Consider the following 12,059-nt stretch of genomic DNA (forward strand, 5'->3'; position numbering starts at 1 on the left):
ACAAGCTAAGCCTGATTGAGCTGTGCTTTGAGCAAATCACGGAAGGTCTGGATCAGCGGCTCGCGGCTACGGCCCCGGCGCATGATCATAGAGAACGGCGCCTGATAACCGAACGTCGCCGGCAGCAATACGCGCAAATCCCCTTTGTCGGCCCACGCCTGCGCGTAATGCTCCGGCAAGTAACCAATGTAGGCGCCGGACAGCACCAGAATCAGCTGCGCCTCCATACTTTCCACGGTCGCAGCGCTGTGCTTGAAACCGTGACGCGCCAGCTCGGCCTGACTCCAGTAACCACGACCGACCATGCGCTGCTGGGTGATGACTTGCTCAGGGATGCGCCGCTCGTTGAACAACGGATGGCGGCTGCTGCAATACAACCAGTGCTGCTCGCGGTACAGCGGCATATAGACCAGACCGCTCATCCGTGTGGAGAACGCGCCGATGGCCAGATCGAGGCGATTGTCCTGCACGCCGAGTTGCAATTCGTAGGGGCTCATCACCGATAAATGCAGGTGCACCGCCGGGTGTTCCTGGCTGTAACCGCCGATGGCTTCGGCGAACGGCAAGGCCTTGTCGCTGACCGTGGAGTCGATCACGCCGAGGTTGAGCGTGCCGCGCAATTCGCCCTTGAGCGCGGCGGCGTATTGCTCGAACCCTTCGAGTTCGGCGAGCAGGCGCAGGGTTTCCTGATGGAACAGCTCGCCCTTGCTGGTCAGGCTGAACCCGCCGCGCCCGCGATGGCACAGCACCAGACCGAGCGCGGCTTCGAGCTGGCTCATGTAGGTGCTGATCGCCGAGGTCGACAGGTTGAGTTCCTGCTGCGCATTGGCGAAACCCTGATGGCGCACGACGCTGACGAAGATGCGCAATAGTTTCAGGTCGGGTAAAGCGTTGGCCATGTGGCTCTCCAAACATCGGACTTTTCCCCTGTAGGAGCTGCCGAAGGCTGCGATCTTTTGATCTTTGTTTTTAGGGTCAAGATCAAAAGATCGCAGCCTTCGGCAGCTCCTACAGGGATATTTAACCAGGTAAAGAGTCTATCCCGGGCCTCGCCATTAGTTTAGAAAAATCTGAACTAAGTATTTGCCCGTAGCGATTCTTTCCCCTCACTACATTTCGCATCATCGGCCCCACAGCGGCGTCCGAACCTGTGCTCAACGGCGCGCCGATATAAATAAAACAAAGACGATGAGGCCCTACCCGTGGACAAGATTCTTCACCAACCACTGGGCGGCAACGAAATGCCGCGCTTCGGCGGCATCGCCACCATGCTCCGACTCCCCCATGTACCGACCGCTGCCGGCCTGGACGCTGCCTTCGTAGGCGTGCCACTGGACATCGGTACTTCGCTGCGCCCCGGCACCCGCTTTGGGCCACGCGACATTCGCACCGAATCGGTGATGATCCGCCCTTACAACATGGCGACCGGCGCTGCGCCGTTCGACTCGCTGGCCGTGGCCGACATTGGCGACGTGGCGATCAACACCTTCAACCTGCTCGACGCCGTGCGCATCATCGAAGAAGCCTACGACAACATCCTCGAGCACAACGTGATCCCGATGACCCTGGGTGGCGACCACACCATCACCCTGCCGATCCTGCGTGCGATTCATAAAAAGCACGGCAAGGTCGGTCTGGTGCACATCGATGCCCACGCGGACGTCAACGATCACATGTTCGGCGAGAAAATCGCCCACGGCACTACCTTCCGCCGCGCGGTTGAAGAAGGTCTGCTCGATTGCGACCGTGTCGTGCAGATCGGTCTGCGCGCTCAGGGTTACACCGCTGACGACTTCAACTGGAGCCGCGATCAGGGCTTCCGCGTGGTTCAGGCTGAAGAGTGCTGGCACAAGTCGCTGGCACCGCTGATGGCTGAAGTGCGCGAGAAAGTCGGCGGCGGCCCGGTGTACCTCAGCTTCGACATCGACGGCATCGATCCGGCCTGGGCACCTGGCACCGGCACCCCGGAAATCGGTGGCCTGACGACCATTCAGGCGATTGAAATCGTTCGCGGCTGCCAAGGCCTCGACTTGATCGGTTGCGATCTGGTAGAAGTCTCGCCCGCTTACGACACCACCGGCAACACCTCGCTGCTGGCCGCCAACCTGCTGTACGAAATGCTCTGCGTACTGCCAGGCGTGGTTCACCGCTGAGGGTTGCGTCATGAACGAACGTGATCAGGTTCTGCAAGCGGCCGCCGAGCTGGTGGCTGCCTTTGCCCGTAACGATCGCGAGGCTTACTTCGGCGCGTTCAGCGCCGATGCAAGTTTCGTTTTCTACACCCTCGAACAGCCGTTGCTGTCGCGCGATGCCTATCAGGCCTTGTGGGACAGCTGGCGCGCCGAGGATGGCTTCGAGGTGCTTGCGTGCACCTCGAGCAACGCCTTCGTCAGCCTGCAAGGTGACGTGGCGATTTTCATCCATGACGTGGCCACCGAGCTGCGCATGCAAGGGGAGCAACACTTCAGCCAGGAGCGCGAGACGATTGTTTTCAAGAAACAAGCGTCGAGCCTAGAACAACAAGGCCATTGGCTGGCCTGCCACGAACATTTGTCCGCGATGCCGGAAGGGCTGCCATCCCCTTAGCCAAAACAGGTGACGCTCACGAACGATGAGCGCGCCTTTGTGATCGGAGCAGATCATGAATAACAACAACAACGAAAAAAGCCTTAGCAGCATTGAAACAAACGGGGTCGAACAGATCCCGGATCATGAGCGCGACGCCCGACCCAGCGACCTGTTTCGCTTGATCTTCGGCGGCGCCAATACCTTCGCCACCGCCGTGCTCGGCAGTTTCCCGGTGCTGTTCGGTCTGTCTTTTCAGGCCGGCGTCTGGGCGATTGTGCTGGGCGTGGTGGTCGGTGCGCTGATCCTTGCGCCGATGGGCCTGTTCGGCCCGCTCAACGGCACCAACAATGCTGTGTCATCGGGTGCGCATTTCGGTGTGCACGGGCGGATCGTCGGCTCGTTCCTGTCGTTGTTGACGGCGATCGCGTTCTTCTCACTGTCGGTGTGGAGTTCGGGTGACGCGCTGGTGGGTGGTGCCAAACGTCTGATCGGCCTGCCGGAAACCAACCTGACCCTGGGTCTGGCCTACGGCTTGTTCGCGTTGCTGGTGCTCACCGTGTGCATTTACGGCTTCCGCATCATGCTGTGGGTCAACCGCATCGCGGTGTGGGCCGCGAGCCTGTTATTCCTGCTCGGCATTTTCGCCTTTGCCCCCGCCTTCGACAGCCAGTACGCCGGCAGCGTGGCCCTCGGTCAGGCAGGTTTCTGGGCGGCGTTTATCGGCGCCGCGCTGGTAGCGATGAGCAACCCGATTTCCTTCGGCGCCTTCCTCGGCGACTGGTCACGCTACATCCCGCGCACAACCCCGAAAGCCCGGATCATGCTGGCGGTGATCGCGGCACAGTTGGCAACCCTGATTCCGTTTTTGTTCGGCCTGACCACCGCGACCATCGTCGCGATCAAGGCGCCGGACTACATCGCGGCGAACAACTATGTCGGTGGTTTGCTGGCGGTGTCGCCGAGCTGGTTCTTCCTGCCGGTGTGCCTGATTGCAGTGATCGGCGGCATGTCCACCGGCACCACGTCGCTGTATGGCACCGGGCTGGACATGTCCAGCGTGTTCCCGCGCGTGCTGTCGCGGGTGAAAGCGACGCTGTTGATCGGCGTGCTGTCGATTGCCTTCATCTTCATCGGTCGCTTCGCGGCGAACCTGGTGCAGAGCGTGTCGACCTTCGCCGTGCTGATCATCACCTGCACCACGCCATGGATGGTGATCATGATCATCGGCCTGTTGGTACGTCGCGGTTTCTACTGCCCGGATGACCTGCAAGTGTTCACCCGCGGCGAACAGGGCGGACGCTACTGGTTCAACCACGGCTGGAACTGGCGCGGTCTGGGCGCATGGATCCCGAGCGCGGCGGTCGGCCTGTGCTTCGTCAACCTGCCAGGGCAATTCGTTGGCCCGCTGGGTGAAATGGCCGGCGGCATCGACATCAGCTTGCCGGTGACCCTGGGCCTGGCTTCGGTGGTGTACCTGACGCTGCTGAGCCTGTTCCCGGAACCGCGGGAAGTGTTCGGCCCGAAGGATGCACGGAGCCAAGGCGCGGAGTCGCCGGTTAAAGCGGCAATGCGACAAGCCGCCTGATTTACGCATGAACCGTAGGAGCAAGGCTTGCCCGCGAAGAACGATAACGCGGTCAGCCTGCTTGACCCTGGCGCGCCCATCGCGGGCAAGCCTTGCTCCTACAGGTTTGGTTTTTGTTTCACCATAAAAAAGACAATCGGAGACACGCCATCATGGCTTTGGATTTATTCGTCGTCCTCATCTACGCAGCCGGCATGCTTTTGCTCGGCTATTTCGGCATGCGCAAGGCCAAGACCAACGAGGACTTTCTGGTCGCCGGTCGTAACCTCGGCCCAAGCCTGTACATGGGCACCATGGCCGCTACCGTGCTCGGTGGTGCGTCCACCGTCGGCACCGTTCGCCTTGGCTACGTGCATGGCATCTCCGGTTTCTGGCTGTGCGCCGCGCTGGGTTGCGGGATTCTCGCGCTGAACCTGTTTCTGGCCAAACCGCTGCTGAAACTGAAAATTTACACCGTTACCCAAGTGCTGGAAAAGCGCTACAACCCGATGGCTCGCTCGGCCTCCGCGCTGATCATGCTGGCCTACGCACTGATGATCGGCGTGACCTCGATCCTCGCGATCGGCACCGTCCTGCAAGTGCTGTTTGACCTGCCATTCTGGGTTTCGGTACTGGTCGGTGGTGGCGTGGTGGTGATCTACTCGGCGATCGGCGGCATGTGGTCGCTGACCCTGACCGACATCGTCCAGTTCATCATCAAGACCGTCGGCCTGATGTTCATCCTGTTGCCGATCTGCCTGTACCGCGTGGGCGGTTGGGACGAGCTGGTGCTGAAGTTGCCGGCCACCGCGTTCAACTTCACCACGATCGGTTGGGACACGATCATCACCTACTTCATGATCTACTTCTTCGGCATCCTGATCGGTCAGGACATCTGGCAACGGGTGTTCACCGTCAAGAACGAAAAAGTCGCCAAGTACGCCGGTAGCGCCGCCGGCATCTACTGCATCATCTACGGCCTGGCCTGCGCCCTGATCGGCATGGCGGCACACGTGCTGATTCCCGATCTGTCCAACGTCAACAACGCCTTCGCCGCCATCGTCAAACTGTCGCTGCCGGACGGCATCCGGGGTCTGGTGATCGCTGCCGCACTGGCCGCCATGATGTCTACCGCCAGCGCCGGCCTGCTCGCCGCTGCCACCACCATCACCGAAGACCTGCTGCCGAAACTGCGCGGCGGTAAACAGTCGAGCCTGGGCATCAACCGCCTGTTCACCCTGCTGACCGGTGTTGTGGTGCTGGGTATCGCTCTGGTGGTAAACGATGTGATCAGCGCGCTGACCCTCGCTTACAACCTGTTGGTGGGCGGCATGTTGATCCCGTTGATCGGGGCGATCTTCTGGAAACGCGCAACCACTGCCGGCGCGATTGCCAGCATGGGCCTGGGTTTCGCCACCGCGCTGCTGTTCATGATCAAGGACGGCCTTGATGCCAACACGCCGATCTACTACAGCCTGGCTGTGGGCCTGATCAGTTTCGTGGTGGTCAGCCTGGTCTCCCCTCGCCCGGCTACCGTGGCGAGCGCGATCTAAGCTTGATGTAACGACTTGATGCTTTCTTCGACGGGTGTGGCGTCGGTTGCCACACCCGTTTTTTTCGTCTGTAGAAAAGTGCTGATGAAGATGCTTCACTCAAGCAGAACAACGACTAGAAAAAACTGCCATGAGAAGAGCTGCCGTGCGTGCCGCCGTGCACCGGTTCATCCGCCGTCTGCTGGAGAACCACGACTTCAACGACCACACCAGCCTGGTGCAATTGGGGTTGGAAAAGGCCGATATCGAGGATTTGATCTTTCATCTGGAAGATGAATTCGGACTGACGGCGTTCACCGCCGAAGAAGACCGCATGCTCAAGACGGCGAAGACCGCGAATGACTTGAGCCGGTTTTTAATAGAGATTGGACGGCATTGAAAGCAAAAGATCGCAGCCTTCGGCAGCTCCTGCACTGATCCATGTAGGAGCTGCCGAAGGCTGCGATCTCTTGATCCTTAAAGAGGCACTTACCGCCGGCGCGGCTGGCGGCGACGCTGCTCGTCATCGGTGCGGATCGGGACAGGTTGCAGAGGCGGTTCGATCAAGCCGAGGGCAACACCCAAGTCGTGCAGCCAGTTTTGAATTTTCTCTTTCATCGTCATGCCCCCTTCAGGGTGGTGCTGAGCGACCGGAATTCTGAGGCCGCTTCGCACTGATAATAGTCCGAAGTCCTACGCAATGCTCGGCGAAATCCGCAATGATCTGTTACTGAATGGAACAGAATCTGCAGCCATTGGTTCAAGCCGTTTCTCGCACATCCGCCGAAGCCGCGGGATAGACAGCCTGCAGCACTTCTATCCACGCATTCGGATCGGCCCCGACCCTGCCTTTGGCCCCATGAGCCATGTTGTCGCACCCCCTGAATGCTCGGCCAGCGGCTACTGACCCAGCGCTTTGCGCAAACGCCGACGCACCCACTGTTCGGCGCTGACGAAGGTGATGCCGAGTAACACCAGCACGGCGCCGATGATGAAGTTCAGGCTCAGCTCTTCGCCGAGCAGAATCACGCCGAAGGTCACGCCGAACAGTGGCGTCATAAACGAAAACACCGCGAGATTGGCCGCCAGATACCGACGCAACAGCCAGAACCACACCAGGTAACTGAAGAACGACACCACCAGCCCTTGGAACAGCACACTGGCCACCGCCACCGTGGTCAGGTTGACGTGAGTGATCTGGCCGCTGAACAGCGCGATCAACAACAGCCCGACGAAACCGACCATCAATTGATAGAACAGGGTCAACGTCACCGGCGCGTCCGACAGACGCGAGGCACGCACGACCACGGTGGTCGCGCCCCAGCAGGCACCGGCCAGAATCCCGAAGAAGTCACCGAGCAGCATGCTCCGGTCGAGGTTGTCCCACGACACACCGCCGGCGAAGGCAATCGCGATGCCGAGAAACGCCAACAGAATCCCCAGCCATTGCAGCGGCCTTAGACGCTCGCTGGACAGCAGAAAATGCACGCCCAACGCGGTGAAAATCGGCGCGGTGTAGAGGAATACCGACATGTGCGCGGCCGTGGTCAGTTGCAGGCCTTCGGAGATAAAGAAGAATTCCAGACCGAACAGCGCACCGGCGAGCAAACCGCCGCGCCAGGTGTTGCCGACCTGATCCCAACCGCCCTTCCAGCAGATCAACAATCCTACGAGCAACGCGGAAATGCCTGACCGCCCCGCCGCCTGCATCACCGGTGCAATGTCCGGCGCGGCCCACTTGATCATCACTTGCTGCACGCCCCAGATCAGGCACAGGCCGATCATCACTTGCAGGGCAAACCGGTCGGCATTGCGCCGCTCGACACTCACCGCAACACCTCGAACACACACAACATGGCAGGCCATCCAATGGTCAGAAAACAGTGTTGGGGATTATCAATGAGTCGGGCGGAAAAAGCCGTCTGGAAAAGACATTTGTTTCTTCTGTAGCGTCAGCGGTGAATGGCCGTCGGCTGCGCCGCCATTCGCGAGCAAGCCCGCTCCCACAATGGCAACGCATTTCAAATGTGGGAGCGGGCTTGCTCGCGAAGAGGCCGGCAACAACACCACACATTACGGATCAGACCTGCCCAAACCGCCTCACCACCAAAAACCCAACCGCACAAGCCACAGCCGTCGCCACCATCCCCCACACCCAATCCATCAACGTCACCTGCACCGACCACCCACGCAACGTCGCCCAATTCGTCAGGTCATACGTCCCATACGCCACCAGCCCCAACAACGCCCCCCTCTTCACCGCCCATTGCCAACTCAGCGCGGGCAACACCACAAACACCACACAACCCAAAACATACAGGCAATAAAAAACCGCGGCCGGTAACAGCAGCGGTTTTTCCAGCATCAGCGAACCGAGCAGTTCGCGGTAGGTCGGCGCCATCAACAGCCCCAGCCAGATGCCGTCGAGCAGAAGAAACGTCAGCAGCGTGGCGACGTAGGCAATCAGCGATCTTTTCATCTCACCACCCTCAATGTAGGAGCTGCCGCAGGCTGCGATCTTTTGACCCTCAACATCAAAAGATCGCAGCCTGCGGCAGCTTCTACATGGGGCTGGCGTGGGCTCAGGTTAGTTCAATGCGATCGGCATGAATAACGATCTTGCCTTCCTTGTACAGCGAACCGATGGCCTTCTTGAAGTTGCCTTTGCTGACGCCGAACAGGCTGCTGATCAACGCTGGATCGCTCTTGTCGCTGACCGGCAGCGTGCCGTCGTTGTCGCGCAACTTGGCGAGAATCTTCGAGTTGAGGCTGCTCGCTGCTTCCTGACCCACCGGTTGCAGGCTCAGGGCGATCTTGCCGTCGGCGCGCACTTCCTTGATGTAGCCCTTCTCGCTCATGCCGGCACGCATGAACTTGAAGATTTCATTCTTGTGGATCAAACCCCAGTGCTTGTTGTTGATGATCGCCTTGAAGCCCATGTCGGTGGCTTCGGCGACCAGCAGATCAACTTCCTGGCCCTGGCTGTAATTGGCCGGGGTTTTGTCGAGATAGCGATCCAGCCGCGCGGTGGCGGTGATGCGGCGGGTGTGCTTGTCGAGGTAGACGTGCACCACGCAGTACTCGCCGGCGGTCATCTGGCGCTTTTCTTCGGAATACGGCAGCAACAGATCCTTCGGCAGCCCCCAATCGAGGAACACACCGATGCTGTTGACTTCAACAACTTTCAGACTGGCAAATTCGCCGACCTGAACTTTTGGTTTCTCTGTGGTAGCGAGAAGTTTGTCTTCGCTGTCCAGATAAACAAAAACGTTGAGCCAATCTTCATCTTCGCTGGGAATATCTTTAGGGATATAACGGTTGGGCAAAAGAATCTCGCCGTCCGCACCGCCGTCCAGATATAAACCAAAGTTAGTGTGTTTAACCACTTGCAAACTGTTGTAACGCCCGACTAAAGCCATTTCCAGAACCCTCATTACGTGGGCGGCATTCTACCCGTTTTTGCCGCGAACGTTCGCCGGCAGATTCTCGGTTTCGGCTAAATCTGCGCCACGCCTTGATTTTCCTTGATCGCCGACGAGCGAGGTGCCGCTCGTCAGTCTGCCAGCGAGGGTTTCAGCCGCGACATAATGTCCCGTCAAACAGCAATGATCTTATTTAAAACAGCAGGTTAGCTGGATATTCCAATTAATTAACCGCGAATAATGCAGCACCGCACTGGGTTATTCCCGGGGATATTTACCAAGCAATTGTCAAGTAATTACTGTACGATGCCTGGCCGAGTTACTTTTCTACAGGTTAATGGCCGCCATGCGTGTAAAAGCATCCAACAGCAAAGCAAAGCCAGCTCCAGCCGTTGAAACCAGCGAATCGATCAACGATCAAATCGCAGCGTTCCTCAAGTCCGGCGGCGAGATCCAGCAAATTGCCAAAGGCGTCAGTGGCCAGACGTTCGGCCCGTCCAAGCAGATCAGCCTGGGCAAGAAGTAACACCCGGTTTTACACCCGTCCAGAGGCGCTTTGAGCTTCGAAGCGCCTGGACTGGCACCGCGCAACACCCTCCCCGTTTTAAACAAACCAAACAGCAAATATTCAAAAATCGACGAACGGCCTTCAATGCCGAGCATTCGCCGGTATCCTTGCACGCGTCTAGATCAAGCGTTTCAGCAGGCCCGCCGTCCTGCGCTCGCTGTTCATGGAGTGACGCATGCGCACATCTTCCTGTTTATTGCTTGTAGGCCTGCTCGCGGCAACGACTGCGCACGCGCAGATTTTCCAGCGTGAACTCGGTGATTTCGACCTCAAGCTCGGCACCACACCCAGCCGCAGCATGGCGCAGGGCCTGGTCAAACCGGCGGCGGTCGGTTCGTTCCACGGCGGTCTCGATCTGAGTCACGACAGTGGCCTTTACGTCGGTCAGTACGCACCGAGCATGGGCATCTCGCCGGGCAAGAACCTTGAAATCGACTCCTACGTCGGCTTTAAACAACCATTCGATCAGTTGCTCGGCTACGAAGTCGGGATGATTCATTACAGCTATCCGAAGGTCGACACCCTCGACAGCCAGGAAGTGTTCGGTGGCCTGACCCTGCTCGGCAGCCGCTTCGGCATCGCGCTGAGCAACGACCCGGATAAACAGAACAACACCCTTTTCGCCGACCTTGGCGGCAATCAGCCGTTCGGCATCGGCGTCAGCATGAAATACACCACCCACCAGTTGAACTCGCCCGTGGCGGTGGACGGCGGCTACGTCAGTAGTTTTACCGATTGGTCGGTGAAGTTCTCCCGCCCGGTGATGGGCGTCGATCTCGATCTCATCTACAGCAACTCCAGCCTCAGCGGCAGCGATTGCTCGGCCTATTCCGGCCACAACAGCCAGTGCGACGGCCTCGTCACGCTCAAGGCCGAACGCGCCTTCTATTGATCGGCTGAACTGCCGGGCTCATTCTGCGTTCACATAAACATCAGACCCTCAGGCTGGCCATCGCAAGGATTCGCCCATGTCTCGCTGGTTCAAGCACATTGCCGCGCTATTGATGTTCACCCTCGCCCTCGGCGCCTGCAGCCGCGTCGGCCTGGCCTATCGCAACCTCGACGTGATCATTCCGTGGACGCTCGGCGACTACGTCGACATGAACGGCGAGCAGAAAGACTGGTTCAACGAGCGCCTCAAGGAACACCTGAACTGGCACTGCACCACGCAGTTGCCGGGTTACCTCGACTGGCTGGATCGCTTGCAAACCATGGTCGAGACCAATCAGGTCACCGACGCCGCCCTGCAAGCGCGCACCGCCGAAGCCAAGCAAGCCATCGCCGAAACCGCGAAAGAGATCACGCCGTCAGCCATCGAATTGCTGCAAGGTCTGGACGACAAGCAAGTGGCGGAGATGAATGAAGCGTTCGCCAAGGACTTGCGCAAACGCCAGCAGGATTACGTCAATCCGCCGCTGGCCCAGCAGATCAAGGAACGTGGCGAGCGCATGACCAAACGCCTAAACGACTGGCTCGGCCCGCTCAGCCCTACGCAAGAACAGCGCGTAGTGGCCTGGACTAACGCTCTCGGCGATCAGAACACCCAGTGGATCGCCAACCGCGCGCATTGGCAAAAGCAGTTCAGTGCCGCCGTGGCGCAACGCAAGAGTGCAGAATTCCCACAGCGTATCGAGACGCTTCTGGTGAATCGCGAGAGTTTGTGGACAGCGGATTACCGTAAGGCCTACGCCGATACCGAAGCGCAGGCGCGCTCGTTGTTCGTGGATTTGATGGCGGAGAGCACGCCGCAGCAGCGCCAGCGCTTATTGAAAAAAATCGAAGGGGTACGCAAAGACTTCAACGACCTCAAATGCCTGAAGGCTTCCAAACAGGGCTGAAGATCAAAAGATCGCAGCCTCCGGCTCCTACACAAACCCTGTAGGAGCTGCCGAAGGCTGCGATCTTTTGATTTAACAACAATGCTCAGGCGATCTGGGCTTTCGAGGCGACGTCATCAAACGTCGCTTCATCCAGCGCATCGGCCTGTTCATCCAGCACCTGACGCGGGTGGTCATTGCCGGGAATGCTGCTGTCGATCAGGCTCAGCAAGCTCGAACCGCGCGGGGTCAGAGAAAAATTGTTGCCGGTGCTGCCCTCTTCATCCGGACGCGGCTGGATAAAACCGCGCAAAAGCAACAGCCGTTCATAGTCGCAGGCCACCGTTTTCAGGTGATCCAGATTCTCGATCGGCTCGCCGGCGCTGGCTTTCTCCGCCGCGTAATCCTCAGCGTAGGCGCGAGGGGCGAAGCTGTGGCCGGCGCTGTTTTGCACTTCGTGCAGCAAGCGTTCAATCAAATCCCAGTTATAAGTCGTCATCCTGATTCAACCTCCGGTGCGCATGATTTGGGGCGCGTACCTAGGTTGTGACCGGAGGCTGGCGCAGCCGTTCAGCCGTATTTCCTTCA

Annotated in this window: 14 protein-coding genes; 8 read left to right on the plus strand and 6 right to left on the minus strand. The window is 59.0% G+C overall.

All coding sequences use genetic code 11. The features are described from left to right. Window positions 1-5: 5 nt before the first annotated feature. Window positions 6-899 carry a LysR family transcriptional regulator gene (locus ACIOMO_RS13265; protein WP_053118206.1) on the minus strand — a complete coding sequence of 298 codons (894 nt, stop codon included), beginning with the start codon at window positions 897-899 and terminating at the stop codon, window positions 6-8. A 303-nt stretch (window positions 900-1,202) separates the two neighbouring features. Here ACIOMO_RS13265 and speB point away from each other — a divergent pair, with 303 nt between their 5' ends. From speB to ACIOMO_RS13290, 5 genes are all read left to right on the plus strand, one after another. Next, entirely contained in the window at window positions 1,203-2,153 is a 951-nt protein-coding gene (speB, locus tag ACIOMO_RS13270) for an agmatinase (protein ID WP_008086245.1), read from the plus strand. A 10-nt stretch (window positions 2,154-2,163) separates the two neighbouring features. Further along, on the plus strand, window positions 2,164-2,586 hold the full coding sequence (locus ACIOMO_RS13275) for a nuclear transport factor 2 family protein (RefSeq protein WP_053118199.1): 423 nt from the start codon (window positions 2,164-2,166) through the stop codon (window positions 2,584-2,586). Window positions 2,587-2,641: 55 nt separating this feature from the next. Beyond that, entirely contained in the window at window positions 2,642-4,153 is a 1,512-nt protein-coding gene (locus ACIOMO_RS13280; RefSeq protein WP_401241193.1) for a purine-cytosine permease family protein, read from the plus strand. Window positions 4,154-4,305: 152 nt separating this feature from the next. Further along, the gene (locus tag ACIOMO_RS13285) at window positions 4,306-5,685 is read left to right on the plus strand and encodes a sodium:solute symporter (protein ID WP_053118194.1); all 1,380 of its coding nucleotides are present in this window, start codon (window positions 4,306-4,308) and stop codon (window positions 5,683-5,685) included. Window positions 5,686-5,815: 130 nt separating this feature from the next. Then, complete coding sequence (locus ACIOMO_RS13290; RefSeq protein WP_159814647.1) at window positions 5,816-6,064, plus strand: acyl carrier protein; 249 nt, start codon at window positions 5,816-5,818, stop codon at window positions 6,062-6,064. 89 nt (window positions 6,065-6,153) lie between these two features. On the opposite strand, the gene ACIOMO_RS13295 is transcribed toward ACIOMO_RS13290, so the two are convergent. The 4 genes from ACIOMO_RS13295 to ACIOMO_RS13310 all read right to left on the minus strand — a co-directional run bounded on the left by ACIOMO_RS13295 (window position 6,154) and on the right by ACIOMO_RS13310 (window position 9,083). Next, on the minus strand, window positions 6,154-6,282 hold the full coding sequence (locus tag ACIOMO_RS13295; RefSeq protein ID WP_003184145.1) for a PA1414 family protein: 129 nt from the start codon (window positions 6,280-6,282) through the stop codon (window positions 6,154-6,156). Between the two features lie 282 nt (window positions 6,283-6,564). Next, complete coding sequence (locus tag ACIOMO_RS13300) at window positions 6,565-7,494, minus strand: DMT family transporter (RefSeq protein ID WP_401241197.1); 930 nt, start codon at window positions 7,492-7,494, stop codon at window positions 6,565-6,567. A gap of 250 nt (window positions 7,495-7,744) precedes the next feature. After that, on the minus strand, window positions 7,745-8,143 hold the full coding sequence (locus tag ACIOMO_RS13305) for a DUF2177 family protein (protein WP_401241200.1): 399 nt from the start codon (window positions 8,141-8,143) through the stop codon (window positions 7,745-7,747). A 103-nt stretch (window positions 8,144-8,246) separates the two neighbouring features. After that, window positions 8,247-9,083, minus strand: coding sequence for a S1 RNA-binding domain-containing protein (locus tag ACIOMO_RS13310; protein ID WP_053118186.1), 837 nt, complete (start codon window positions 9,081-9,083; stop codon window positions 8,247-8,249). Between the two features lie 340 nt (window positions 9,084-9,423). Between ACIOMO_RS13310 and ACIOMO_RS13315 the strand changes: the two genes are divergently transcribed. The 3 genes from ACIOMO_RS13315 to ACIOMO_RS13325 all read left to right on the plus strand — a co-directional run bounded on the left by ACIOMO_RS13315 (window position 9,424) and on the right by ACIOMO_RS13325 (window position 11,492). Then, complete coding sequence (locus ACIOMO_RS13315) at window positions 9,424-9,612, plus strand: hypothetical protein (RefSeq protein WP_016702300.1); 189 nt, start codon at window positions 9,424-9,426, stop codon at window positions 9,610-9,612. A gap of 217 nt (window positions 9,613-9,829) precedes the next feature. After that, window positions 9,830-10,546 (plus strand): TorF family putative porin, encoded by a 717-nt coding sequence (locus tag ACIOMO_RS13320; protein ID WP_053118184.1) that lies wholly within the window; start codon window positions 9,830-9,832, stop codon window positions 10,544-10,546. A 76-nt stretch (window positions 10,547-10,622) separates the two neighbouring features. After that, on the plus strand, window positions 10,623-11,492 hold the full coding sequence (locus ACIOMO_RS13325; RefSeq protein ID WP_401241204.1) for a DUF6279 family lipoprotein: 870 nt from the start codon (window positions 10,623-10,625) through the stop codon (window positions 11,490-11,492). A gap of 85 nt (window positions 11,493-11,577) precedes the next feature. Here the strand turns inward: ACIOMO_RS13325 and ACIOMO_RS13330 are convergent, their stop codons facing one another. Beyond that, a complete protein-coding gene (locus ACIOMO_RS13330; RefSeq protein WP_401241207.1) occupies window positions 11,578-11,970 on the minus strand; it encodes a transcriptional regulator in 393 nt (130 codons plus the stop codon). Between the last annotated feature and the right edge of the window lie 89 nt (window positions 11,971-12,059).

The organism is Pseudomonas sp. NPDC087804 (assembly GCF_044742965.1).
GTDB classification, from domain to species: domain Bacteria; phylum Pseudomonadota; class Gammaproteobacteria; order Pseudomonadales; family Pseudomonadaceae; genus Aquipseudomonas; species Aquipseudomonas rustica.

Bases quoted from the DNA above. Each gene is read 5' to 3' on its own strand.
- ACIOMO_RS13325 (WP_401241204.1), top strand. From the start codon at position 10,623: ATGTCTCGCTGGTTCAAGCACATTGCCGCGCTATTGATGTTCACCCTC.
- ACIOMO_RS13275 (WP_053118199.1), top strand. From the start codon at position 2,164: ATGAACGAACGTGATCAGGTTCTGCAAGCGGCCGCCGAGCTGGTGGCT.
- ACIOMO_RS13315 (WP_016702300.1), top strand. From the start codon at position 9,424: ATGGCCGCCATGCGTGTAAAAGCATCCAACAGCAAAGCAAAGCCAGCT.
- ACIOMO_RS13305 (WP_401241200.1), bottom strand. From the start codon at position 8,143: ATGAAAAGATCGCTGATTGCCTACGTCGCCACGCTGCTGACGTTTCTT.
- ACIOMO_RS13290 (WP_159814647.1), top strand. From the start codon at position 5,816: ATGAGAAGAGCTGCCGTGCGTGCCGCCGTGCACCGGTTCATCCGCCGT.
- ACIOMO_RS13265 (WP_053118206.1), bottom strand. From the start codon at position 899: ATGGCCAACGCTTTACCCGACCTGAAACTATTGCGCATCTTCGTCAGC.
- ACIOMO_RS13320 (WP_053118184.1), top strand. From the start codon at position 9,830: ATGCGCACATCTTCCTGTTTATTGCTTGTAGGCCTGCTCGCGGCAACG.
- ACIOMO_RS13295 (WP_003184145.1), bottom strand. From the start codon at position 6,282: ATGAAAGAGAAAATTCAAAACTGGCTGCACGACTTGGGTGTTGCCCTC.
- ACIOMO_RS13280 (WP_401241193.1), top strand. From the start codon at position 2,642: ATGAATAACAACAACAACGAAAAAAGCCTTAGCAGCATTGAAACAAAC.
- ACIOMO_RS13310 (WP_053118186.1), bottom strand. From the start codon at position 9,083: ATGGCTTTAGTCGGGCGTTACAACAGTTTGCAAGTGGTTAAACACACT.
- ACIOMO_RS13330 (WP_401241207.1), bottom strand. From the start codon at position 11,970: ATGACGACTTATAACTGGGATTTGATTGAACGCTTGCTGCACGAAGTG.
- ACIOMO_RS13285 (WP_053118194.1), top strand. From the start codon at position 4,306: ATGGCTTTGGATTTATTCGTCGTCCTCATCTACGCAGCCGGCATGCTT.